The organism is Mycobacterium sp. M26 (assembly GCF_001494595.1).
GTDB lineage: Bacteria > Actinomycetota > Actinomycetes > Mycobacteriales > Mycobacteriaceae > Mycobacterium.
Genome location: NZ_LN929908.1, coordinates 3,235,999 through 3,260,221, shown reverse-complemented (window position 1 = coordinate 3,260,221; position 24,223 = coordinate 3,235,999). Strand labels below are relative to the sequence as shown.

General features: G+C 68.1%; 20 protein-coding genes, 2 tRNA genes and 2 pseudogenes. 18 read left to right on the top strand and 6 right to left on the bottom strand.

The genetic code is table 11. The features are described from left to right. Nucleotides 1–27: 27 nt before the first annotated feature. Nucleotides 28–855, top strand: coding sequence for a DoxX family protein (locus BN3385_RS24910; protein WP_059020932.1), 828 nt, complete (start codon nt 28–30; stop codon nt 853–855). Here the strand turns inward: BN3385_RS24910 and BN3385_RS24905 are convergent, their stop codons facing one another. After that, nucleotides 856–1,275, bottom strand: a complete 420-nt coding sequence (locus BN3385_RS24905; RefSeq protein WP_059020930.1) for a PH domain-containing protein — start codon at nt 1,273–1,275, stop codon at nt 856–858. A 245-nt stretch (nt 1,276–1,520) separates the two neighbouring features. Between BN3385_RS24905 and BN3385_RS24900 the strand changes: the two genes are divergently transcribed. The 5 genes and pseudogenes from BN3385_RS24900 (at nt 1,521) to BN3385_RS29250 (ending at nt 7,052) form a co-directional block, all read left to right on the top strand. Next, the gene (locus BN3385_RS24900) at nt 1,521–3,401 is read left to right on the top strand and encodes an acetolactate synthase large subunit (RefSeq protein WP_059020928.1); all 1,881 of its coding nucleotides are present in this window, start codon (nt 1,521–1,523) and stop codon (nt 3,399–3,401) included. Next, nucleotides 3,401–3,913: an acetolactate synthase small subunit gene (gene ilvN, locus BN3385_RS24895; RefSeq protein ID WP_059020926.1), complete on the top strand. Its 513-nt coding sequence runs from the start codon at nt 3,401–3,403 to the stop codon at nt 3,911–3,913. Before BN3385_RS24900 ends, ilvN begins: the two co-directional genes overlap by 1 nt. 60 nt (nt 3,914–3,973) lie before the next feature. Next, nucleotides 3,974–4,975 carry a ketol-acid reductoisomerase gene (gene ilvC / locus BN3385_RS24890; RefSeq protein ID WP_059020924.1) on the top strand — a complete coding sequence of 334 codons (1,002 nt, stop codon included), beginning with the start codon at nt 3,974–3,976 and terminating at the stop codon, nt 4,973–4,975. A 675-nt stretch (nt 4,976–5,650) separates the two neighbouring features. Continuing rightward, nucleotides 5,651–6,122, top strand: a pseudogene (locus BN3385_RS29490) (PGRS repeat-containing protein); the annotation flags it as partial. 42 nt (nt 6,123–6,164) lie between these two features. Then, nucleotides 6,165–7,052, top strand: a complete 888-nt coding sequence (locus tag BN3385_RS29250; protein ID WP_502688114.1) for a PecA family PE domain-processing aspartic protease — start codon at nt 6,165–6,167, stop codon at nt 7,050–7,052. 8 nt (nt 7,053–7,060) lie between these two features. Here BN3385_RS29250 and BN3385_RS24870 read toward each other — a convergent pair whose 3' ends face one another. Together BN3385_RS24870 and BN3385_RS24865 are read right to left on the bottom strand one after the other, a co-directional pair. Further along, nucleotides 7,061–8,488, bottom strand: a complete 1,428-nt coding sequence (locus tag BN3385_RS24870) for a phytoene desaturase family protein (RefSeq protein ID WP_082690632.1) — start codon at nt 8,486–8,488, stop codon at nt 7,061–7,063. Nucleotides 8,489–8,545: 57 nt separating this feature from the next. Continuing rightward, a complete protein-coding gene (locus BN3385_RS24865) occupies nt 8,546–9,202 on the bottom strand; it encodes a MerR family transcriptional regulator (RefSeq protein ID WP_059020916.1) in 657 nt (218 codons plus the stop codon). Nucleotides 9,203–9,302: 100 nt separating this feature from the next. Between BN3385_RS24865 and BN3385_RS24860 the strand changes: the two genes are divergently transcribed. The 3 genes from BN3385_RS24860 to BN3385_RS24850 are packed head-to-tail and all read left to right on the top strand — an operon-like array spanning nt 9,303 to nt 12,585. Next, entirely contained in the window at nt 9,303–9,941 is a 639-nt protein-coding gene (locus BN3385_RS24860) for an NAD(P)-dependent oxidoreductase (RefSeq protein ID WP_059020914.1), read from the top strand. Nucleotides 9,942–9,991: 50 nt separating this feature from the next. Beyond that, entirely contained in the window at nt 9,992–11,578 is a 1,587-nt protein-coding gene (serA, locus tag BN3385_RS24855; protein ID WP_059020912.1) for a phosphoglycerate dehydrogenase, read from the top strand. After that, nucleotides 11,575–12,585, top strand: coding sequence for a 3-isopropylmalate dehydrogenase (locus BN3385_RS24850; RefSeq protein ID WP_059020911.1), 1,011 nt, complete (start codon nt 11,575–11,577; stop codon nt 12,583–12,585). Before serA ends, BN3385_RS24850 begins: the two co-directional genes overlap by 4 nt. Here BN3385_RS24850 and BN3385_RS24845 read toward each other — a convergent pair. Beyond that, nucleotides 12,582–13,772, bottom strand: a complete 1,191-nt coding sequence (locus BN3385_RS24845) for an MFS transporter (protein ID WP_059020909.1) — start codon at nt 13,770–13,772, stop codon at nt 12,582–12,584. The two genes, BN3385_RS24850 and BN3385_RS24845, sit on opposite strands and share 4 nt — an antisense overlap. Nucleotides 13,773–13,923: 151 nt before the next feature. On the opposite strand from BN3385_RS24845, the gene BN3385_RS24840 reads away from it, so the two are divergent. The 7 genes from BN3385_RS24840 to BN3385_RS27875 all read left to right on the top strand — a co-directional run bounded on the left by BN3385_RS24840 (nt 13,924) and on the right by BN3385_RS27875 (nt 20,741). Continuing rightward, nucleotides 13,924–14,700, top strand: coding sequence for a fumarylacetoacetate hydrolase family protein (locus BN3385_RS24840; protein WP_059020907.1), 777 nt, complete (start codon nt 13,924–13,926; stop codon nt 14,698–14,700). Next, nucleotides 14,700–16,181 carry a glutamate--tRNA ligase gene (gene gltX, locus BN3385_RS24835; protein WP_059022395.1) on the top strand — a complete coding sequence of 494 codons (1,482 nt, stop codon included), beginning with the start codon at nt 14,700–14,702 and terminating at the stop codon, nt 16,179–16,181. Before BN3385_RS24840 ends, gltX begins: the two co-directional genes overlap by 1 nt. 113 nt (nt 16,182–16,294) lie before the next feature. Beyond that, a tRNA-Gln gene (locus BN3385_RS24830) sits at nt 16,295–16,366 on the top strand. Nucleotides 16,367–16,461: 95 nt separating this feature from the next. Then, nucleotides 16,462–16,537, top strand: a tRNA-Glu gene (locus tag BN3385_RS24825). A gap of 78 nt (nt 16,538–16,615) precedes the next feature. Continuing rightward, nucleotides 16,616–17,440, top strand: a complete 825-nt coding sequence (locus tag BN3385_RS24820) for an alpha/beta fold hydrolase (RefSeq protein WP_059020905.1) — start codon at nt 16,616–16,618, stop codon at nt 17,438–17,440. Nucleotides 17,441–17,701: 261 nt separating this feature from the next. Beyond that, nucleotides 17,702–19,219 carry a S53 family peptidase gene (locus BN3385_RS24810; protein ID WP_082690630.1) on the top strand — a complete coding sequence of 506 codons (1,518 nt, stop codon included), beginning with the start codon at nt 17,702–17,704 and terminating at the stop codon, nt 19,217–19,219. Nucleotides 19,220–19,223: 4 nt separating this feature from the next. Continuing rightward, nucleotides 19,224–20,741: a hypothetical protein gene (locus tag BN3385_RS27875; RefSeq protein ID WP_082690629.1), complete on the top strand. Its 1,518-nt coding sequence runs from the start codon at nt 19,224–19,226 to the stop codon at nt 20,739–20,741. A 10-nt stretch (nt 20,742–20,751) separates the two neighbouring features. On the opposite strand, the gene BN3385_RS24800 is transcribed toward BN3385_RS27875, so the two are convergent. After that, entirely contained in the window at nt 20,752–21,249 is a 498-nt protein-coding gene (locus BN3385_RS24800) for a pyridoxamine 5'-phosphate oxidase family protein (protein WP_059020901.1), read from the bottom strand. A gap of 68 nt (nt 21,250–21,317) precedes the next feature. Then, nucleotides 21,318–22,019 carry an IclR family transcriptional regulator gene (locus tag BN3385_RS24795; protein WP_059020899.1) on the bottom strand — a complete coding sequence of 234 codons (702 nt, stop codon included), beginning with the start codon at nt 22,017–22,019 and terminating at the stop codon, nt 21,318–21,320. Between the two features lie 76 nt (nt 22,020–22,095). On the opposite strand from BN3385_RS24795, the pseudogene leuC reads away from it, so the two are divergent. After that, nucleotides 22,096–23,487 (top strand): annotated as a pseudogene (gene leuC, locus BN3385_RS24790) (3-isopropylmalate dehydratase large subunit); the annotation flags it as partial. Between the two features lie 44 nt (nt 23,488–23,531). After that, a complete protein-coding gene (gene leuD, locus BN3385_RS24785; protein ID WP_059020897.1) occupies nt 23,532–24,128 on the top strand; it encodes a 3-isopropylmalate dehydratase small subunit in 597 nt (198 codons plus the stop codon). The last annotated feature ends 95 nt before the right edge of the window (nt 24,129–24,223 follow it).

Here is a 24,223-nt window from a genome sequence, read left to right as displayed (position 1 = left end):
GGCGAAGTTGCACTTACTCTGACTTTCGTGACGAGTCAAGGCCCCGAATCACGCTGGCAACGACCCGACGATTCCTCGGTGCGACCGGCGTCGGCCCAGCTGGTCGACCCGGAAGACGACCTTCCCTCCGCCACTTACGGCGGCGACTTCGAGACCACGAAGATCCCGCCGTACAGCCCGGGGCCCGCCCCGGCGTCGTCGGCCGGATACGGACTGCTGCACGATCCCGAGCCGCTGCCCTACGTGCAGCCGCACGCCGAGCCGGCGCCGATCACCGCGGCCGGCCCGATGGAGATCGAGCCCTTCGACGCCGAGGAGCGCGCGAAGGCCGCCGGTAAGCGCGGCACCCAGGACCTGGGCCTGTTGCTGTTGCGCGTCGTCGTCGGCGTGATCTTCATCGCCCACGGTCTGCAGAAGGCGTTCGGCTGGTGGGGCGGCCAGGGCATGGACGGCTTCAAGACCGCGCTCGCCGACGCCGGCTATCAGCACGCCGGGATCCTGACCTACGTCGGCGCGGGTGCGCAGATCATCATCGGCGTCCTGCTGGTGCTGGGCCTGTTCACCCCGCTGGCTGCTGCCGGCGCACTGGCCTACCTGGTCAACAGCCTGCTCACCGTTTTCGCCGCCCAGCGCCAGGACGGCTACCTGGCCGTGTTCGGCGCCGACGGCGTCGAGTACCTGCTGGTGCTCGCGACCGCCGCGGCCTCGATCATCCTGGTCGGCCCGGGCCGCTACGGATTCGACGCCGGCCGGGGCTGGGCGCGCCGGCCGTTCGTCGGCTCCTTCATCGCTCTGCTGATCGGTGTCGGTGGCGGTGTCGCCGCGTGGTTCTTCCTGCACGGCAAGCTTGGCTAGTCACTCGTAGGGATTAGGCACCCGGCCACCGCTGGCGGCGGTCAGCAGCGGCAGCGTCGCGAACGTCACCGCGGGCAACAGCATCTCGGAGTCATCGTTGAGCCGGGCCTTGGCCCACGCCGTCCGATCGAATCGCAGCCCCGCGATCTGGTCCCAGCGCACCGTGCGGCTGCCCAGCAGGGTCCGTGCCGTGACGGTCTCGCGGTCGGCCACCGTGCGGAACCGGATGATCGCCGCCGAGAGCACCACCGGAATCACCATCAGGGCCATGCCCCAGGTGGGGAACACCGTCACCAGCGTCAGCAACCCCAGAGCGAGGAAGCCGGAGGCGAAGTGAGCCATCGGCGAGACCCTGATCACCACGGGTTTCCCGGGTCGGGTAGCGGCCGGCGACGGGTCGGGGACGGAACCGGAAGGCATGTCTGCATCATCCCATCACCGCGACGACGACCGGGATTTGACGTCTGACCAGTGCGGAGGCTACCGTCGCAGGTTATGAAGTCCGGCGGAATGCTCGTAGTAATTGGCCAGCGCGTTGGTGCCGCGCTTGCCCCCTGCCGGGTATAGCCAACCGCACCAGCGCGCAACCCTCGTACAGCCGCCGATGCTGACGGGGGTTTTTTCTTGCCCGAAGGAAACGACAACAAGGACATCGAGGACACACCGTGAGCGCACCGACCACGCGAGCACCCGAGCCGTCGGCGACATCGCCGGCCAACGGCGCCGAAGCCGCAGCGCAAACCACTGGTAAGGCCGCCCACAAGGCGGGCGCACCGGCAGTCAAGCGCATCGCCCCCCAGCAGCTCACCGGCGCCGAGTCGGTGGTGCGGTCGCTGGAGGAACTCGGCGTCGACACCATCTTCGGAATCCCCGGCGGCGCGGTGCTGCCGGTCTACGACCCGCTCTTCGACTCCCAGAAGCTGCGTCACGTCCTGGTCCGCCACGAGCAGGGCGCGGGCCACGCCGCCAGCGGCTATGCGCACGCCACCGGCAAGGTCGGCGTCATGATGGCCACCTCCGGCCCCGGCGCCACCAACCTGGTCACCCCGCTGGCGGATGCCCAGATGGACTCGATCCCCGTCGTCGCCATCACCGGCCAGGTCGGCCGCTCGCTGATCGGCACCGACGCTTTCCAGGAAGCCGACATCTCCGGCATCACGATGCCGATCACCAAGCACAACTTCCTGGTGCGCGACGGTGACGACATCCCCAAAGTGATCGCCGAGGCCTTCCACATCGCCGCCACCGGACGCCCCGGCGCGGTGCTGGTCGACATCCCCAAGGACGTCCTGCAGGGCCAGTGCACCTTCGCCTGGCCGCCGCAGATCGACCTGCCCGGCTACAAGCCGAACACCAAACCGCACAGCCGCCAGATCCGCGAGGCGGCCAAGCTGATTGCCGCGGCCCGCAAGCCGGTGCTCTACGTCGGCGGCGGTGTCATCCGCGGCGAGGCCACCGCTGAGCTGCTGGATCTGGCCGAACTGACCGGCATCCCGGTCGTCACCACCCTGATGGCCCGCGGCGCGTTCCCGGATAGCCACCCGCAGAACATGGGTATGCCCGGTATGCACGGCACGGTGGCCGCGGTGGCCGCCCTGCAGCGCAGCGACCTGCTGATCGCCCTGGGCGCGCGGTTCGACGACCGCGTCACCGGCAAGCTGGATTCCTTCGCCCCCGAGGCCAAGGTGATCCACGTCGACATCGACCCGGCCGAGATCGGCAAGAACCGGCACGCCGACGTCCCGATCGTGGGCGACGTGAAGCTTGCGATTGTCGAGCTGATCGAGGCATTGCGCAAGACCGGCGGGGAAAAGGTCAACCTGGACAACTGGTGGGAGTACCTGTCGGGGATCCGGGCCACCTACCCGCTGAGCTGGGCACCGCAGCATGACGGCAGCCTCAGCCCGGAGTTCGTCATCTCCGAACTGGGCAAGATCGCCGGACCCGACGCGATCTACGTCGCCGGGGTGGGCCAGCATCAGATGTGGGCCGCGCAGTTCATCTCCTACGAGAACCCGCGGACCTGGCTGAACTCCGGCGGTCTGGGCACCATGGGCTTCGCCGTTCCGGCTGCCATGGGCGCCAAGATGGCCCGGCCCGACGCCGAGGTGTGGGCCATCGACGGCGACGGCTGCTTCCAGATGACCAACCAGGAACTGGCCACTTGCGCTGTCGAGGGTGTGCCGATCAAGGTCGCCCTGATCAACAACGGCAACCTCGGCATGGTGCGGCAGTGGCAAACGCTGTTCTACGGCGAGCGCTACAGCAACACCGATCTGGCCACCCACAGTCAGCGCATCCCGGACTTCGTCAAGCTGGCAGAGGCCTACGGTTGCGTCGGATTGCGCTGCGAGCGTGAGGAGGACGTCGCCGACGTCATCAACCAGGCTCGTGCGATCAATGACCGGCCGGTGGTGATCGACTTCATCGTCGGCGCCGACGCCCAGGTGTGGCCGATGGTGGCCGCCGGTACCGGTAATGACGAGATCATGGCCGCCCGCAACATCCGTCCGCTGTTCGACGACAACGAGGAAGGCCGGGCCTGATGTCGGGAAACACTGTCACCCATACCCTTTCGGTGCTCGTCGAAGACAAGCCCGGTGTGCTGGCCCGCGTGGCCGCACTGTTCTCCCGGCGTGGCTTCAATATCGAGTCGCTGGCGGTCGGTGCCACCGAGCAGAAGAACATGTCGCGGATGACGATCGTGGTCACCGCGGAGGAGACCCCGCTCGAGCAGATCACCAAGCAGCTCAACAAGCTGATCAACGTCATCAAGATCGTCGAGCAGGACACCGAGAACTCGGTGTCGCGAGAGTTGGCGCTGATCAAGGTGCGCGCCGATGCTGGCACCCGCAGCCAGGTGATCGAAGCGGTCAACCTGTTCCGTGCGAAGGTTATCGACGTGTCCACCGAGTCGCTGACCGTCGAGGCCACCGGCACCCCGGAGAAGCTCGAGGCGCTGCTGCGCGTCCTGGAGCCCTACGGCATCCGTGAAATCGTGCAGTCCGGCGTGGTGTCGCTGTCCCGCGGCCCGCGCGGAATGACCACCGCCAAATAACCCGACCCCACCGAAGAAACAACGAAAGGCAAAGCCACCGTGGCTGCAAATCCCATTGAGATGTTCTACGACGACGACGCCGACCTGTCGATCATCCAGGGCCGCAAGGTCGGTGTGATCGGCTATGGCAGCCAGGGCCACGCCCACTCGCTGAGCCTGCGTGACTCCGGTGTGCAGGTGAAGGTTGGCCTGAAGGAAGGCTCGAAGTCGCGCGAGAAGGTGACCGAGCAGGGCCTGGAGGTCGACACCCCTGCCGAGGTCGCCAAGTGGGCTGATGTGATCATGCTGCTCGCGCCCGACACCGCGCAGGCCGAGATCTTCAAGAACGACATCGAGCCGAACCTCAAGTCCGGTGACGCGCTGTTCTTCGGCCACGGTCTGAACATCCACTTCGGTCTGATCAAGCCGCCCGCCGACGTCACCATCGGCATGGTCGCCCCCAAGGGCCCCGGCCACCTGGTGCGCCGCCAGTTCGTCGACGGCAAGGGCGTGCCCTGCCTGGTCGCCATCGAGCAGGACCCGACCGGTGAAGGCCTGGCCCTGGCGCTCTCCTACGCCAAGGGCATCGGCGGCACCCGCGCCGGCGTCATCAAGACCACCTTCAAGGACGAGACCGAGACCGACCTGTTCGGTGAGCAGGCCGTGCTGTGCGGTGGCACCGAGGAACTGGTGAAGACCGGCTTCGAGGTGATGGTCGAGGCGGGCTACGCCCCCGAACTGGCCTACTTCGAGGTGCTGCACGAGCTCAAGTTGATCGTCGACCTGATGTACGAGGGTGGTATCGCCCGGATGAACTACTCGGTGTCCGACACCGCGGAGTTCGGCGGCTACCTGTCCGGCCCGCGCGTGATCGACGCCGACACCAAGCAGCGGATGCGCGACATCCTCTCCGACATCCAGGACGGCACCTTCGTCAAGCGCCTCGTCGCCAACGTCGAGGGCGGCAACAAGGAGCTCGAGGGCCTGCGCAAGAAGAACGCCGAGCACCCGATCGAGGTCACCGGCAAGAAGCTGCGCGACCTGATGAGCTGGGTCGACCGTCCCATCACCGAAACCGCCTAGCCCCAGGCGCTTTCGACCTCAGCACCACCGAAGCCACGCACGGAGTTCAGAACTCCTGCGTGGCTTCGGCGTTTCGGCGTGGTGAACGCAGTGAGTGCCTCGGCGGCGATGCTGGCCAAACATGACTGCACGGGCCGGGATTGGTTGTAATCTCGGCGCTCAACGTCGATGTCGCCGACTGGGGGATGCACTGTGGCCGTCACGGATTCTGTCGAGAACGGTTCTAGCCGGCCGGGTGTCACGGGCTGTGCCCGCACGCTGGGGTGGGCCGGTGCGCTGACCGTCGCACTGGGAGCCGCGGCGTTGTCGCTGTCGGGATCGGCGGCCGCCGACACCGGGGCCGCCAGCGATAAGCCCTCCACGGGGGCATCGTCGGCCCGCGCATCCGAACATCGCGCACCCGCGCCTCGCGCACAACACGCCGTAGCGCCGACGAGATCGACGGCGCCGCGCGCTCGTTCGGCTCGGACCGCCGTCGTCACCGGCGCGCGGACCGCAGCCAATACCTCTGCGGTGAACCCCGTCGCGCAGATCGTCGGCACGCTGGTCGGTGACGGCACCGCCGCCCACCCGGACGCCGGTCTCCTCGTCGGAAACGGCTACAGCTGGACCTCGCAGACGTGCGCCCAGGGTGCGGCATGCACCGGCGGACGGTCCGGCTTGTTGTGGGGCAACGGCGGCGACGGTTATGCCGGCGGCAACGGCGGCTCCGCCGGTCTGGTGGGGTCCGGAGGCGCCGGCGGGGGGGGCGTCGCCGGGGGGGCGGGCGGGGGCGGGGGNCGGTGGCGCGTCCGGTAGCGGCGGCGCTGCCGGGTTGATCGGGGTGGGCGGCGCCGGTGGCGTCGGTGGCTGGGGTGCGGCCGGTGGAGCCGGCGGTGCCGGCGGGCTGCTGTGGGGCGACGGTGGTGTGGGCGGCGACGGCGGTGCCGGCGCGGTCGGGGGTGCGGGTGGCAGTGCGGTAGTGGTCGGCACCGGTGGTGTGGGTGGATCCGGGGGTGCCGGAGCCGCAGGTGGTGCCGGCGGCGCCGGTGGCCTGCTTATCGGCAGCGGTGGCACCGGCGGTGCCGGTGGCGTATCGGCTTCGGGTGGGGCCGGCGGCCGCGGCGGACTGCTGGGGGTGGACGGATCCGCGGGTGCTGCCGGTGGCGCGCCGGTCATCCCGCTGACCTACGATCCCAGCGCCGACTTCATGACCGTCGCGCTGTCGATCAACGGCACGCTGATCGACAACGTCGAAATCGACACGGGCTCAGCGGGTCTCGTCGTTCCGATCACCATGTTCACTGGTGCCCCGCCAGGTCCGACCCTCGGCGTCACCAGCATGACCCAGTTTGCGGACTGGGGGCGCTTCTTCTATACCGTCCACGCGGCGACCCTCGACTTCGGCAACGGCATGGTGACCGCCGGCACCCCGATCGGCGTCGTCGACCGCATCGAAGAGCTGGTCAACGGCACCTGGACCGACGTGCCGCAATCCGAATGGGCACAAGAGAAGTACGCCGACGCCCTGGCCCCGACCATGGGAGTGGGTCCCTACACCGGATACGCCATCGCCAGTCCCGTGCCGACGCTGCCTGGTGGACTCGGCCAGGGCCTGCTGATCGACGAGCCGAACGGCCAGGTCACCTTCGGCGCGAACCCGTTGCCGCAAGTCACCAGCGTGCCGGGCTGGTTCTACACCACGCTGACGGTCACGGTCACCTACGAATCGGAGTCGGTGACCACAAAGCTCGCCACCTCCACCATCGACAGCGGCGGAATCGGCGGCGGTGTTCCGACCGCCATGCTGCCGACGGGCCTGGCCTTGATCCCGGAGTACGACCCGCTGTATGCCGGTACCGTCATCGAGGTCTTCACCCCCGATGGTCTGACCCTTCTCTACCGGACGACGGTGACCGCTGACCAGGTTGCCGCGGGGGATGGGCCGTCCGTGTGGCCGGCGAGCCTGGGCTTCAACACCGGCATCATCCCGTTCCTGCAGGGCCCGATCTACTTCTCCTACACACCCGCTTACGTGCCGAATCCCGATGACTTCTATGGCGGTACAGCGGTATTCGACTTCGCACCGACCGGATAGACCCCCGCCTACGGGCGCAAGGACGGCAGTGGCAGGCCGAACTCCCGCTTGAGCACCGTGCGCGCGGCGTAGTAGCCGCACATCCCGTGCACACCGGTGCCCGGCGGTGTGGCCGCCGAAGACAGATACGCCTTCGGGATCGGCGTGGTCCACGGATTCCAGCGCAATGTCGGTCCGACGATCGCGGCGAACAGCGTTGCGCCACCGACAATGATGTCACCGCCGACATAGTTGGCGTTGTGAGCGGCCATGTCCGAGGCGGGAATGCAGCGCGCCGCCACCACCAGGTCGCGAAAGCCGGGGGCGGCCTCTTCGAACATCGCGGTGATGGTTTCGGTCAGGTCGGCTGACGAGTAGGCCGGTACGTGGGCGTAGGTCCACAGCGGGCGGCGCCCCGCGGCGTCGATGCGCGACGGGTCGCACAGATGCGGAAGCGCGGCCAGCGTCATCGGATGCTCGGCGTGACGGCCGGAGGCAATTTCTTTCTCCGACTGCTTCATCTGCGCCCGGGTGCCACCGAGGTGCACCGTCGGTGCGAACGCCAACCGCTCGTCGCGCCACGGAATATCGCCCGAGAGAACGAAATCCACTTTGCAGACCCCGGGACCGTAGCGGTAGCGGCGCAACGCCTTGGCATAGCGGTCCGGCACCGCAGATCCGTAGATGTCCAGCAGTGCAGTCGGGGCCGTGTCGTAGATGACCACGCCCGGGGGAGGTGAGGTCACCGGCTGGCCGAGCACGAGTTGACCGCCGTGGGCTTCGAAGTCGGCGAGCAGCGCATCCATGATCACCTGGCTGCCGCCGACGGGCACCGGCCAGCCCGCGGTGTGCGCCACGGTGGCCAGCATGATCCCGGCGCCGCTGTTCACCGGTGACGGCATCGTCGAAATGGCATGCGTCCCAACGCCAGTGAACAGAGCTCGGGCATCCTCGCCGCGCAGGATTCCCCACGCGGGGCTGCCCTGGGCAAGCACCCGCAGACCCGCCCGGATGGTGGTCGGCAGATCCGGTGGCAGCGATCGCTTATCGCCGAGGAAGAAGCCGAGCACACCCTCGGGGTGCGCGGCCAGCGGGCCCAGCAGGGTGCGCCAGGAATCACCGTGCTCCAGCTCGGCGCAGGTGCGCTGCAGGTCGTGGTAGGCGACGGCGGCCCGGCCGCCGGGCAGCGGGTTGGCGTACGAGATCTCCGGAACCACCAGGTCCACCCCGCGCGCCGCCAGATTGAACTCGGCGAAGAACGGCGACGCCAACGCCAGCGGGTGCACCGCAGAACAGATGTCGTGGCGTACATCGGCGTACTCGGGGTCCGCGAAGGTCCGGGCCCCGCCACCGAACGTGGGCTGGGCTTCCGCCACCTGCACGGCCAGTCCCGCCCGTGCGCAGATGACGGCAGCCGCCATCCCGTTGGGCCCGCTGCCGACCACGGTGACGTCCACGTATCCAGTACACCTCACATCGTCGGGCGGGGGAAACCCGCGGTCCCGGTAGGACGGTCAGGACGAGAAGTGCCGGGCCGCGTAGTGCTCCTGGGCGAGTCTGCGCAGTGCGGCCAGTGCCCGCTCCATCAGGACCGTGCCGGCGACCACTCGCTCGGTGAGCAGGTCGCGTGGCAAATCGGTTGGGGTATTGGCGATTTCGGCCTGCGCCAAGGGTTCGACCGCATCGGCATACGGGTCCAGGAGAGCGAATACCGACGTGGTGTCGCCGACCTGGGGGGCGGGTACGGCGCTGTCGACCGGTGGCTGCAGTACGGCCATCGCGTTGAGCACGGCGGCGAGCTCGCTCCGGGCCGGAGATGCGGCGTCGACATCCCACCCCCGGTGATCGATGAAGGAGCCGGCCAGGTCGGCGGCCTGCGGCGGGGTGTCGGCGGCGGTGTCGGCGCCGGCGCGCCGGGCGACGGCGAACACCTCGTTGATCGGGCGCTGCGGGTCATCAATGGCGGTCAGTACGGCTCGCACGGCATCGGTGCTCAGGCCGCCGACATCGACGAGCGCGCGGATGAGGCGCAACCGGTGCAGGTGGGTGTCGTCGTACTGCGCCTGGTTGGCGGCGGTCGCCTCGCCGCGCGGAAGCAGCCCGATGCGGATGTACCACTTCACCGTGGTGGGTGAGAGGCCTGCGGCCTGGCTGAGCTGGGCAAGTCGCACCCGAGCATGGTAGCGCAGACAGCTAGCGGATAGCGCTACTATCTGTTATTAATGGAGAGTGTAAGTATCCATTACCACCTTCCATTAGAGGAGAACAAGCATGAAGATCCTGGTCATCGGAGCCACTGGCGGCACCGGCCGGCAGGTGGTCACCCAAGCGCTGCAGCGCGGCCATCACGTCACCGTGCTGCTGCGCGACGCCGCCGCGGCCGCGGACTTCCCCGGCACCGAGGTCGTGGTGGGGGACGTCCTGGCCGCCGACGCGGTCAGGGCCGCACTCGGCGGGGCCGACGCCGTGATCAGCTGCCTCGGGGTCCGGGCCGGCCAGGCGCCGGGGACGGTGCGCTCCGCGGGTACGGCCAATCTGGTCGCGCAGATGCGTGCCGGCGGTGTGCGCCGCCTGGTCGCGGTGTCGACGATCGGCGTCGGGTCCAGCATTGTCGACCAGAGTCGGCCCGCACGGATGATCGCCAGGTTCGTGCCCGGACCGGAGCGGCTGGCCGAGGCTGACGCTGCCGAGCAGGAGATTCGTTCAGCCGGCGCCGAATTGGACTGGACCATCGTGCGCCCACCCCGACTGGTGGACGGCGACCCGGGTGCCGGCGCCACCGTGGCCGAGTCCGTGCCGGCGAAGATGCGCTCGCAGCTGACCCGGACCGCGCTGGCCGGTGTGCTGCTCGATCAGCTCGAGGACCCGCGGTTCATCGGGCGTGCCGTCACGGCCATCGCCACCGGCTAGCCCCTCGGTCCTTTTATGGACCGCATCGTCGCCACGCTAGGCTGACCGGCGTGAATCTGCCCGTTGTGTTGATCGCCGACAAACTCGCCGAGTCCACCGTCGCCGCCCTCGGCGACCAGGTCGAGGTGCGCTGGGTCGACGGCCCGGACCGGCCGAAACTGCTGGAAGCCATCGCTGACGCCGACGCCCTGCTGGTGCGCTCGGCCACCACGGTGGACGCCGAGGTGATCGCCGCCGCACCCAAGCTCAAGATCGTCGCGCGCGCCGGCGTCGGCCTGGACAACGTCGACGTGCCAGCGGCCACCGCCGCCGGTGTTCTGGTGGTCAACGCACCGACGTCCAACATCCACAGCGCCGCCGAGCACGCGCTGGCCCTGATGCTGTCGGCCGCCCGCCAGATCCCGGCCGCCGACGCGACCCTGCGCGAGCACACCTGGAAGCGCTCGTCGTTCAACGGCACCGAGATCTACGGCAAGACCGTCGGCGTTGTCGGCCTGGGCCGCATCGGCCAGCTGGTCGCCGCGCGGCTGGCCGCCTTCGGTACCCACGTGATCGCCTACGACCCCTACGTGCCGCCGGCCCGCGCCGCCCAACTCGGCATCGAACTGCTCTCGCTCGATGACCTGCTGCCGCGCGCCGACTTCATCTCCGTGCATCTGCCCAAGACCCCGGAGACCGCCGGTCTGCTCGGCAAGGAGGCGCTGGCCAAGACCAAGCCCGGCGTCATCATCGTCAACGCTGCCCGCGGCGGACTGATCGACGAGCACGCGCTGGCCGATGCGGTCAAGAGCGGTCACGTCCGCGCCGCCGGTCTGGACGTGTTCTCCACCGAACCCTGCACCGACAGCCCGCTGTTCGAGCTGCCGCAGGTAGTCGTCACCCCCCACCTGGGCGCCTCAACCTCGGAAGCGCAGGACCGTGCGGGCACCGACGTCGCCGAAAGTGTGAAGCTCGCGCTGGCGGGGGAGTTCGTGCCCGACGCCGTCAACGTCGGCGCCGGCGCGGTGAGCGACGAAGTGTCGCCCTGGCTGGATCTGGCCCGCAAGCTCGGCGTGCTCGTCGGTGTGCTGACCAACGAGCCACCCACCACGCTCAACGTACGAGTCAGTGGTGAGCTGGCCGCCGAAGATGTTGAGGTGCTGAAGCTTTCGGCTCTACGCGGCTTCTTCTCCACCGTCACCGATCAGCAGGTCACCTTCGTCAACGCCCCGGGCCTGGCCGCCGACCGCGGTCTGCAGACCGAGCTGACGACCGCCAGCGAGAGCATCAACCACCGCAGCGTGATCGACGTCCGCGTGGTCGGGCCGGACGGTTCGGCGACCAACGTGTCCGGCACGCTGTCCGGACCGCAGCAGACCGAGAAGATCGTTCAGATCAACGGGCGCAACTTCGATCTGCGTGCCGAGGGCGTGAACCTGATCCTGCATTACACCGATCAGCCCGGCGCGCTCGGCAAGATCGGTACGCTGCTCGGCGGCGCGGACGTCAACATCCTGGCCGCACAGATGAGCCAGGACACCACCGGTGAGGCAGCCACGGTGATGCTGCGACTGGATCGTGACGTTCCGGCTGATGTCCGTGCGGCCATCGGTGCCGCTGTTGGTGCGGTGACCCTGGAAGTGGTGGATTTCTCGTGAAACTGGCAGTGATCGCGGGCGACGGTATCGGCCCGGAAGTCATCGGCGAAGCACTGCAGGTGCTCGACGTCGTGCTGCCCGGTGTGGACACCACCGAGTACGACCTCGGGGCGCGGCGCTACCACGCCACCGGCGAGCTGCTGACCGAGGAGACGATCGACGAGTTGCGCGGCTACGACGCCATCCTGCTCGGTGCGATCGGTGATCCGTCGGTGCCCAGCGGTGTGCTCGAACGCGGCCTGCTGCTCAAACTGCGGTTCGCCCTGGACCATCACGTCAACCTGCGTCCCGGCCGGCTGTATCCGGGCGTCAGCAGTCCGCTGTCCGGGGTGAGCGGTATCGACTTCGTCGTGGTGCGGGAAGGCACGGAGGGCCCCTACACCGGCAACGGCGGTGCCCTGCGCGTCGGCACGCCGCAGGAGGTCGCCACCGAGGTCAGCGTCAACACCGCGTTCGGCGTCAATCGGGTGGTGCGTGACGCATTCGCGCGCGCCCAGTCTCGCCGCAAGCACCTGACGCTGGTGCACAAGACCAATGTGCTGACCTTCGCGGGCAGCCTGTGGTCGCGCGTCGTCAACGAGGTGGCCGCGGAGTACCCGGAGGTCGAGGTCGCCTACCAGCACATCGACGCTGCCACCATCCACATGGTGACCGACCCGGGCCGCTTCGACGTGATCGTCACCGACAACCTGTTCGGCGACATCATCACCGATCTGGCCGCGGCGGTTTGCGGCGGAATCGGATTGGCGGCCAGTGGCAATATCGACGCCACCGGAACCAACCCGTCGATGTTCGAGCCGGTACACGGCAGCGCCCCTGACATCGCGGGTCAGGGGATCGCCGATCCCACCGCGGCGGTGATGTCAGTGGCCCTGCTGCTCAGTCACATTGGTGAGGATGCAGCGGCTGCGCGAGTGGACAAGGCTGTGGCAGAACACCTTTCGAGCCGCGGGGATGCGACGTACTCCACCCGCGAGGTGGGCGAGCGAATCCGCGCGGCGCTCTAGACCTGGGTGCTCGGCGGGTCGGTGGGTACCAACCGCAGCGCGGCCACCGGGAACAGCGCGCACACCGCGAACGCGACGGGATAGCCCAGCGCGCCGATCAGCGCACCGAATAGCGGCGGGGTCAGTCCGGTCGTCAGTAGCTGGCTGGTGTTCTGCGCGCCCAGCGCGCGGCCACTCCAGAACGGTCCGGCGATCTCGGCGATGGCGGTGAACGCCAGGCCGTTGTCGCTGACGGTGATCACCGAGGCGACCATCATCACCGCGATGCTCCAGGGGGAGTGCAACGCATCGGTGATCGCCAGCGCCAGCATCGAGACGGCGGCGGCTGCGGCGATCAGCCGAATCGGGCGTAGCCGCAACCCCATCCAGTCCGACCACCGGCCAGCGGCGATCCGGCCCAGCGCGCCGAGGACCTGGGAGACCATCACCAGCACGCCGGCGGATTCCGGTGACCACCCGCGCTCGGCGATCAGCCACACCAGCGTGAAGGTCCACACCACGCATTGCGGCACCACCAGCAGCACCGACACGGCGTGGATACGCCACAGGATGGCCGACCCCCGGTAGGGGTTGGCCAAGTGTTCAACGGGAGCCTCGGCTCGCGGTGGGCGTGGCGGGTCGAGCACCAGCACCGCGCACACCAGTGCGGCGATGACGCACACGATCGCCGGGAACAGCAGCGCCGGGGCGACACCGTGCGTCTGCGCCAGCCGGGGGATCACCAGTGCGCCGACGCCGACGCCGAGAGGTTGGGCGGTCTGGCGGATACCCATCACCAGGCCACGCTGCTGCGGCGGAAACCAGCCCACGACCAGCCGGCCACTGGCGGAATTGCTGCTGGCCGCGGCCATCCCGCCGAGCAGCAGGAAGACTCCCATCACCACCAGGGAATGGCTGGCGGCGGCGGCGAACGCCGCGGCCGCGGTGAGCACCGAGCCCACGGTGAGGACGAAGCGCTCACCGATGCGGTCCACCACGTAGCCCCAGGCGAACAGGGTGACGACCATCCCGAAACTCGGCAGGGCCGAGATCAGTCCGGCCTGGGCCAGATCCAGGCCCATCGTGGTGTGCAGGGTGGGAATCAGGAAGGCGACGCCGTTGATGAAGACGTTGGCCGACAGCGTGGCGAACAGTGCGATGACGAGCATCGACCAGCGCCGCACGGTGCTGATCGTGTCGACGGCCATGCGGCCATTCTTTCACGCGTTTCTCACTATGCTGAATATGTATCTCAGGATATGAGAATCAGGGAGTGAGGAATCTCGCAGCGGAAGTGCGAGTGGAGGTGTGCCTGACTCCTCACCCAACGCGGAAATGCCGACCACTAGGCTCTATCGAATGCGCCTCGGTCGAATTGCCAGTCCAGACGGTGTCGCCTTCGTCAGCATCGAAGGCGACGAGTCCGACCTCGTTGCCCGTGAGATCGCCGAGCACCCGTTCGGTACCCCGACCTTCACCGGCCGGAGCTGGCCGCTGGCCGACGTCCGGCTGCTGGCGCCCATCCTGGCCAGCAAGGTGGTCTGCATGGGCAAGAACTACCAGGCTCATATCGAGGAGATGGGTGGGGAGGCGCCGGAGGATCCGGTGATCTTCCTCAAGCCCAACACCGCGATCATCGGGCCCGGCGTGCCGATCCAGCTGCCCGCCCATGCCTCGCCGGTGCACCACGAGGGTGAGCTGGCGGCGGTGATCGGCCGGCCCTGCAAGGATGTGCCCGCTGCCAGAGCCGCCGAGAACATCCTCGGCTACACCATCGCCAACGATGTCTCCGCCCGCGACCAGCAGAAGGCCGACGGCCAGTGGATGCGCGCCAAGGGCCACGACACCTTCTGCCCGGTCGGCCCGTGGATCGTCACCGACCTCGACCCGTCGGATCTGGAGATCCGCACCGAGGTGAACGGGGAAGTGCGCCAACTCAGCCGCACCTCGATGATGATCCACGACATCGGCGCCATCATCGAGTGGATCTCGGCGGTCATGACCCTGCTGCCCGGTGACCTGATCTTGACCGGCACCCCCGAAGGTGTCGGCCCGATCGAAAACGGTGACACCGTCTCCGTCAGCGTCGAGGGCATCGGCACCCTCACCAATCCCGTCGTGCGGAAGGGCAAGTGATGAGCGACACCGCCAATGACGCTGTGCGCGTGCGGTTCTGCCCGTCGCCAACCGGCATCCCGCATGTCGGCATGGTCCGTACCGCGCTGTTCAACTGGGCCTACGCCCGCCACACCGGGGGCACCTTCGTCTTCCGCATCGAGGACACCGACGCCCAGCGCGATTCCGAGGAAAGCTATCTGGCGCTGCTCGAGGCGCTGCGCTGGCTCGGCCTCAACTGGGACGAGGGGCCCGAGGTCGGCGGCCCGCACGAGCCCTACCGCCAGTCGCAGCGCAAGGACCTCTACGCCGATGTTCTGGCCAAGCTTGTCGACGCCGGCGAGGCCTATCCGGCCTACTCCACCCCCGAGGAAGTGGAGGCCCGCCATCTTGCCGCCGGCCGCAATCCCAAACTGGGATATGACAATTACGACCGGGACCTGACCGACGAGCAGCGCAACGCCTACGCCGCCGAGGGCCGCAACGCGGTGCTGAGGCTGCGGATGCCCGATGAGGACATCAGCTGGCACGACATGGTCCGCGGCACCACAACATTCGCCGCCGGCACGGTACCGGATTTCGCGCTCACTCGGGCGACCGGAGAACCGTTGTACACCTTGGTCAATCCCGTCGACGACGCGTTGATGAAGATCACCCACGTGCTGCGCGGCGAGGATCTGCTGCCGTCGACGCCACGCCAGATCGCTCTGTACCAGGCGCTCATCCGTGTCGGTGTCGCTGATCGGGTTCCCGAATTCGCCCACCTGCCACCGGTTTTGGGTGAAGGAACCAAGAAGCTGTCCAAGCGCGACCCAGAGTCGAACCTGTTCCTGCACCGCGAGCGCGGGTTCATCCCCGAAGGCCTACTGAACTATCTGGCGCTGCTGGGCTGGGGCATCGCCGAGGACCGCGACATCTTCAGCATCGAGGAGATGGTGGGCGCCTTCGACGTCGTCGACGTCAACTCCAATCCGGCGCGGTTCGACCAGAAGAAGGCCGACGCCGTCAACGCCGAGCACATCCGGCGGCTGGAGCCGGCCGAATTCACCCGGCGGCTGGCCGCCTACTTCGCCGAGCACGGCCACGACACCGGACTGGATGACGCGGGTTTCGCCACCGCCGCGGACCTGGTGCAGACCCGCATCGTGGTGCTTTCGGATGCCTGGGGCCTGCTGAAGTTCCTCGACGACGGTTCCTACGAACTCGACCCCAAGGCCGCCGCCAAGGAATTGGGTCCCGACTCGGCACCCGTGCTCGGCGCCGCGATCACCGCACTGGACGCCGTCGGCGAGTGGACCGCGGCCGGGATCGAAGACGCCCTCAAGTCTGCGCTTCTGGAGGGTCTCGAACTCAAGCCCCGCAAGGCCTTCGGGCCGATCCGGGTCGCGGCCACCGGAGCCACCGTGAGCCCGCCGCTGTTCGAGTCGCTGGAGCTGCTCGGACGCGACCGCTCGCTGGCGCGGCTGCGCCAGGCCCGCGCCGGCGTCGGGGGGCTGGAATAACCGGGCCGAAATCTTTGATAGTGTGCTCGTCGGCCCGCAACTGATGCCAGACCGGCTCCGTTCACCCGCTACACTGGGTGACAGCCTTCTGACCAGCGGTTATAGGCAGCCAATGGGGTATGGTGTAATTGGCAACACAGCTGATTCTGGTTCAGCCATTCTAGGTTCGAGTCCTGGTACCCCAGCAATTTCGTCGGTACGGCGCAGGATTTCGTTGGTACGAGGCTCTGGGCTATGCTGACTTCCCGGTGCGCCGCACGGCGCGCCACGGATTGGTTCTGGCCCCGTCGTCTAGCGGCCTAGGACGCCGCCCTCTCACGGCGGTAGCGTGGGTTCGAATCCCATCGGGGCTACCAAACCAACAACCCCTGGAATTTCTCCAGGGGTTGTTTGCTTTGTGTGGGAGCCGGATCCCTGCTCCCCGAAAGGCCATCATGCCCACACTGACGACCACCGACGGTGTCGAAATCTTCTACAAGGACTGGGGATCGGGCCAGCCCATCGTGTTCAGTCACGGTTGGCCGCTGTCCTCTGACGACTGGGACGCCCAGCTGATGTTCTTCCTGGCCCGGGGTTATCGGGTGGTGGCGCACGACCGTCGCGGGCACGGCCGCTCCGAACAGGTGGCCGACGGCCATGACATGGATCACTATGCCGACGACCTTGCCGCCGTCGTCAATCACCTCGACCTGCACGACGCCGTCCACATCGGGCACTCGACCGGCGGCGGCGAAGTGGTCCGGTATCTGGCCCGGCACGGCGAGAGCCGCGCCGCCAAGGCCGTGCTGATCGCGGCGGTGCCGCCGCTGATGGTGCAGACCGACGCCAATCCCGGTGGCCTGCCGAAGTCGGTGTTCGACGACTTCCAGGTGCAGGTCGCCACGAACCGCGCTGCGTTCTACCGAGCCGTTCCCGAGGGACCGTTCTACGGCTTCAACCGGGACGGCGTGGAACCGGTCGAGGGGATCATCGCCAACTGGTGGCGCCAGGGCATGATGGGCGGGGCCAAGGCCCATTACGACGGCGTGGTGGCGTTCTCGCAGACCGACTTCACCGAGGACCTCAAGAAGATCCAGCTGCCGGTGCTGGTCATGCACGGCGACGACGATCAGGTGGTGCCCTACGCCGACGCCGGACCGCTCTCGGCGGCTCTGCTGCCCAACGGCACGCTGAAGACCTACCCGGGCTACCCGCACGGCATGCCGACCACCCACGCCGACGTCCTCAACGCCGACATCCTGACGTTTATTCGCTCCTGACGGTCTGCCCGGTCGGATGAAGGGGCATAATTCGCGCTGAGAATCTTTGCTGAGAGGATTGCGCGATGAACGGCGACCAGGGCACCCGCAGGCGAGGCCGGCCGGTGATCATCGCTGTCACCGTGCTGCTGATCGTGGCCGCCGCGGCGGGCCCCTGGCCCTCGCGGCTGGCCGCGTACGGGCCGGTGATCACCGGCCCGTACGCCTCGCTGCTGGCCGCCTCGACCAACCTCGGTCCCTCGCACGGAGGCGTACGGGCCGGTGATCACCGGCCCGTACGCCTCGCTGCTGGCCGCCTCGACCAACCTCGGTCCCTCGCACGCCGCCGACGCCCAGCTGACCGTCACGCTGTCCGGCGGAACGCGCCCCGCCACACTCATCGAGTGGGCGCAGTCGCGCGGACTGACGGTGCGCTGGCGTGACGGCGACGACTGGGCCGTCGTCGCCGGACCCGCGCCGCGACTCGCCGAGGCCTTCGCCGTCCCCATCCACGACTACCGGGGCCGGCGCGGCCAGACCTTCTACGCCTCACCGCGCCAGCCCGACGTGCCTGCCGCCGTGCGGACCGAGACCACCGCCGTCGGCCGCATCCTGAGCTATCTGCCGTATCGGATGGCGCGCCCGGTGCTGCCGCTCGACGTGCCCCGCCCCGGCCTGAGCCCGCAGCACCTGCTGACGGCTTACAACGCGACCCCGCTGGCCGAGGCCGGCTACACCGGCAAGGGTCAGACGATCGTGTTCTTCGCGTTCGACGGGTTCGACCAACGCGATCTGGACATGTTCTCCGACACCTCCGGGTTGCCGCGGTTCACGCCGGTGGTGATCGACGGCCCGCTCAGCGAGCCGCACGGTGAGACGGTGATGGATCTGGAGGTGGCGCACGCCATCGCCCCCGACGCCCGGCTGGTGGTGGTCAACGCCCGGCCGACGCTGGTGGCCGGCGGCGCTTTCGAGAAGATCGGCCGGATGTTCGACGACGCGGCCCGCCAGTACCCGGGTTCGGTGTGGAGCCTGTCGATCGGGTGGGGTTGCGAAGCGATGGTCACCGCGGCCGACCTCGAGCCGGTCCGTGATGCGCTGACCAATGCGCATCGGCGCGGTATCGCGGTGTTCGACGCCAGCGGCGATGCCGGCGGCCTGGAATGCAAGGGCGGCGAGGACTGGTCGGCGGCGCCCGGCCCCGATGACGTCGGGGTGGACTCGGTCGCCTCGCTTCCGGAGATCACGTCCGTCGGTGGCACCACACTGTCGACCGATATGCAGGGCCGCTGGCTCGACGAGAGCGCCTGGGTGGATGTGCCGCTGTCCCAGGGCACCAGCGGGGGAGTGTCGCGGTTGTTCGCCCGTCCCGCCTATCAGCACGAGCTGTCGCTGGAACGCGACACCGAGCACCGGTTGGTGCCCGACGTGTCCGCGGTCGCCGACCCCTTCACCGGAGTGAAGCTGATCTACCAGCAGTCGACGATGGTCGGCGGCGGTACCTCACAGTCCGCACCGATCTGGGCGGCGTTCACCGTGTTGATGAACCAGTATGTGATCGACCGCGGCGGCCGGCCGCTCGGTGACATCAACACCCTGCTGTATCGGGTGGCCGAAGGGGCGCACCTGCCGGGATTCCGCGACATCACGTTGGGCAGCAACGCCGTCGACGTGCCTGGCGACGGATACGACCTCGTGACCGGACTCGGCAGCCCCAACGTCGCCAACCTGGCCAGCGACCTCCTCGATGCGCAGACCGCGCGCTCGATCGCCGGCGATTACCTGCCCGTCGGCGGTTAAGCCGTTGCCGGACAAGCTCTTTGCGCCGGCAGGTGCGCTCTTTCCGCGACTGTCCGCCACGGAACGCCCGGTATTCAGCGCCGGTCTGCTCGTCTTCGTGGTGGCGCTGGCCGGCTTCGCGTTGGTGCGATTCCAGGCGCCGATGATCACGCTGGCCTGCTTCGGGTTGGCGATCATCGTGGTCCTCTATGCCCGGCAGATCCGGCTGCCGGTGCGCGCGGTGGCGACCGCGGGTGTCGTCGGCCTCGGGCTGGGCATGGGGTGGGCGTTCATCGTGGGTCCGGTGGTGGCCCAGGCCTACAGCGCCGCACTGGGTGCCCAGACCGACCTGGGTCACATCCTGCTGTCCGGGGTCGCAATTCCGGCCAGCGGTGCGCTGTTGATGGTGGCTCCCGCTGTGGTGGTGCGGGTGACGGGCCGGTCGATCCGGGAACCCCTGAGCGGCATGGCCGTCGGCGCGGTGGGTGCGACCGTCTTCAATGCCGGCGCCACCGCCGTTCTGCTGTGGCCGCAGTTGGCCTTGGGTGTCACCACCCACGACCAGTCCGCGGAAAGCCTGCTCGCCGAAGCGATCGTCGAGGGGCTGGCCTGGCCGTTGGCCTGCCTGGCAGTCGGTGGCATCTTCGGACTCAGCCTCTGGTCGACCCGCCGGGCTCAGGCGGGTGCGCTGGCCGTGGTGCTGCTCGTGGTGACCGCGCTGGGACTGGTGGACGTCTCGCCGCTGCCGGTGCGGCCGTACATCGCCGTGCAACTCGGTATCGCGCTGCTCGCCGTAATCGCGTTGCGTATCGCGATCGGACGGACACCTGCGGTGGGGGACGGCACATCTGATGTCCCTGAGCCGCGGCCGACCACCTACCGTCGCGTGCTGGTGCCGTTGGTCGGGGTCCTCGCGCTCGTCGCCGCACTCGGTGCCGGGACGTCGGCTCTGATCACACCGCCGGCCAAGGCGTATGTGTGCCCGCCGGATTGCGGGCGACCGCCGCTGGGAACGCCGGTGGAGACCAACCCGCGCTACAGCGGCGACAACGGGGCGTTCTCGGTGGCCTACCCCGAGCAGGGCGCGGCCTATCAGGTGACGTTCGAACCGCAGGGATTACACGGCGTCCAACTCAACTATCTCGGTGGCGACACCGGAACCATGGTGCTGTTCGGGGAACCCGCGAGCGCACGCACACCCCGGCAGATCGTCGAGCAGGTGTTGCGGGCGAAGTACCCGGACGCCGTCGTCAGCTACGAAATCCCCAATGCCTCGGTGGGTTACCAGCCCGGATACGGCGTGGTCGCCGACGTGTACTCGCGGGATTCGGCGGCCTCGTTCACCAGGCTGCGGGTCATCGTGATGGCCGCGGTCAAACATGACTACGCGCTGATCGCGGCCGCGGTCGGGCCTTATCACGAGTTCAGCCCGGACTACGGCAGCGGCCATCCGTCGGGGGCCAACATGGAACTCGCCATGGACATGGGCAAGTACGTCAACAGTTTCCGGTGGGGCGGCGACCGCTACGGTCGCCGGCCCTGACCGGTCGCTCTCACTGCTGCGGTGCGGTGGACCCGGCCAGCGGCATGGCCGGCAGGCCGAGCTTGCGATGGTCCCAGGACCGGGTGCGGTTGGTGACGATCCGCACCGCGATGCGCTTGTTCATCATCATGTCGACGGCGGGCTTGAGGTCATCGGAGTAGGGGCCGTTGTAGCGCTCCCAGACGTTGACGCCGACGGCGAAGATGGTGTCGGGATCCTCGACGATCTCGGCGACACCTTCGAATGCGACGCCGCGCAGGGTGTCGTAGGTGTCGCCGTCCTCGATGAGGAAACTCACCCGCGGGTTGCGGCGCAGGTTGACCGTCTTCTGGGATTTGGCCTTGGTTTCGACCCAGATCTCGCCGTCGATCACGCCGTACCACATCGCCACCAGATGGGGCTGGCCGTCCGGGCCGACCGTGGCCATCGTGCCCGTGCGACTGCGGGCGACGAAGTCGGTGATCTCCTCGTCGGTCATGACGATCTGGTTGCGCTGGTTGGTTCCCATGGCGTCAGTGTGGCAGGTGTCTCAGTCGCGGTTGCGGGGGCGTCTCACTACGCGGTTTCGGGCTCTGATCACAACCGGCGGGTGAGCGCTTCGGAGGCTGACAGCAGATCGGCGGCCCAGCGTGCGCCGGGTCGACGGCCCATCCGGTCGATCGGTCCGGAGACCGACACCGCGGCGATCACCGCCCCGGCACGATCCCGAACCGGCGCAGACACACTGGCGACCCCGGGCTCGCGTTCGGCCGCGCTCTGGGCCCAGCCGCGGCGGCGAACCTCGGCCAGTGTCCGCTCGGTGAACTTGGCCGACGGCAGCACGGCCTGCTGGGTGGCGGCATCGCTGTAGGCCAGCAGCACCTTGGCGCCGGATCCCGCCGTCATCGGCAGGCGGGCCCCGACCGGCACCGTATCGCGAAGCCCGGCAGGAGGTTCCAGGGCGGCGATGCACACCCGCGACGTGCCCTCACGGCGGTAGAGCTGGACGCTCTCGCCGGTGATCTCGCGCAGCCGGGGCAGGATCGTCGCGCCCGCCGCAAGCAGGGGATCGCTGACCTGGGCGGCGAGCTCGCTGAGTGCAGGACCGAGCCGCCAGCGCCCGGCGCTGTCACGCGCCAGCAGGCGGTGCGTCTCCAGTCCGGCGGCCAGCCGGTGCGCGGTGGCGCGGGGGAGCCCGGTGCGCTCGCAGAGTTCGGCTAGGCCGCACGGGGACTCGGCAATCGAGTGCAGTACCCCCACGGCTTTGTCGAGCACGCCGATGCCGCTATCCTGTCTCATATCGAGATACTAACGTCCCGAAATGTGAGATGGCCAGTTTCCGACCGAGGCTGGCCGACGGAGGAATCGAGAAGTGATGGCCCAAATCGACAAGCCCAGAACGCTGCCCGAGAAGGTGTGGGACGACCACGTCGTGGTCGCGGGTACCGGCAGCGGTGCCTCGCGTGAGCCCGATTTGATCTACATCGATCTGCATCTCATCCACGAGGTGACCAGCCCGCAGGCCTTCGACGGACTGCGGCTGGCCGGACGCCCGGTGCACCGGCCCGATCTGACGATCGCCACCGAGGACCACAACGTCCCGACCGTCGACATCGACAAGCCGATCGCCGACCCCATCTCGCGCACCCAGGTCGAGACCCTGCGACGCAACTGCGCCGAATTCGGAATCCGGTTGCACCCGATGGGCGATGCCGAGCAGGGCATCGTGCACGTGATGGGACCGCAGCTCGGGCTGACGCAGCCCGGTATGACGATCGTCTGCGGCGACAGCCACACCTCCACCCATGGTGCCTTCGGCGCGCTGGCAATGGGGATCGGCACCTCGGAGGTCGAACATGTGCTGGCGACACAAACACTTCCGCTGCGTCCGTTCAAGACCATGGCGGTCAACGTCGACGGGAAATTGCCCCCCGGGGTGACGGCCAAGGACATCATCCTGGCGGTCATCGCCAAGATCGGCACCGGCGGCGGCCAGGGCTATGTCATCGAATACCGGGGCAGCGCCATCGAATCGCTGTCGATGGAAGGCCGGATGACGATCTGCAATATGAGCATCGAGGCCGGTGCGCGGGCCGGGCTGGTCGCCCCCGACGAGACCACCTATGAATTCCTGCGTGGCCGCCCGTATGCCCCGACCGGCGCGGATTGGGATGCGGCGGTGCAGGCTTGGGAGAAGCTGAAGACCGATCCCGGGGCCGAATTCGACACCGAGGTCGACATCGACGCCAGCACGCTGAGCCCGTTCGTCACCTGGGGCACCAACCCCGGCCAGGGCGTGCCGCTGTCCGAAGCGGTGCCCGACCCGGAGTTGATGCCCGATTCGGAACGTCAGGCCGCCGAGAAAGCCTTGGCATATATGGACCTTGCTCCGGGTACCCCGATGCGGGACGTCGCCGTCAACGCCGTCTTTGTGGGCTCCTGCACCAACGGGCGTATCGAGGATCTGCGGGTCGTCGCTGATGTCCTGCGTGGCCGGAAGGTCGCCGACGGCGTGCGGATGCTCGTTGTGCCCGGGTCGATGCGGGTGCGCGCACAGGCCGAATCCGAAGGCCTGGGTGAGATCTTCACCGCCGCCGGGGCCGAGTGGCGCCAGGCCGGCTGCTCGATGTGCCTGGGAATGAACCCCGATCAGCTGGCGCCGGGGGAGCGCTGCGCCTCGACGTCCAACCGCAACTTCGAAGGTCGGCAGGGTAAGGGCGGTCGCACCCACCTGGTGTCACCGGCGGTGGCCGCCGCCACCGCCGTCTTCGCCCGCCGATCTCGAAAACTAGCTCTGCTAAGGAGAACACGATGGATGCCTTCCACACCCATACCGGCATCGGGGTTCCGTTGCGGCGGTCCAATGTCGACACCGACCAGATCATTCCGGCGGTCTATTTGAAGCGCGTCACCCGAACGGGTTTTGAGGACGGACTTTTCGCCGCGTGGCGCAACGATCCGTCATTCATCCTGAATCTGAGCCCATTCGACCGCGGCTCAGTTCTGGTCGCCGGCCCGGATTTCGGCACCGGGTCCTCCCGCGAGCATGCCGTGTGGGCGCTGATGGACTACGGATTCCGAGTAGTGATCTCGTCCCGATTCGCTGACATCTTCCGGGGCAACGCCGGCAAGGCCGGGCTGCTGGCCGCCGAAGTGGCTCAGGATGACGTCGAACTGCTCTGGAAGCTGCTCGAGCAGAATCCGGGGCTGGAAATCACTGTGAATCTTCAAGATCGGAATATCACCGCGGGAACCACCGTGGTGCCGTTCACGATTGACGATTACACCGCGTGGCGATTGCTCGAAGGACTCGACGATATAGGCCTTACGCTGCGGAAACTCTCCGAAATCGAATCCTTCGAAGCGGCGCGGCCGAGCTGGAAACCGCACATCTCGACACCCTCCTGAGGCCTTCCGAGACCCGAATTCCCGCCCCTGGCGGGGGGTTCGCGGCGGCGACATTCACTGCCCTAGGGCGGCAATCGGTTTGCTGAAATCCTCCT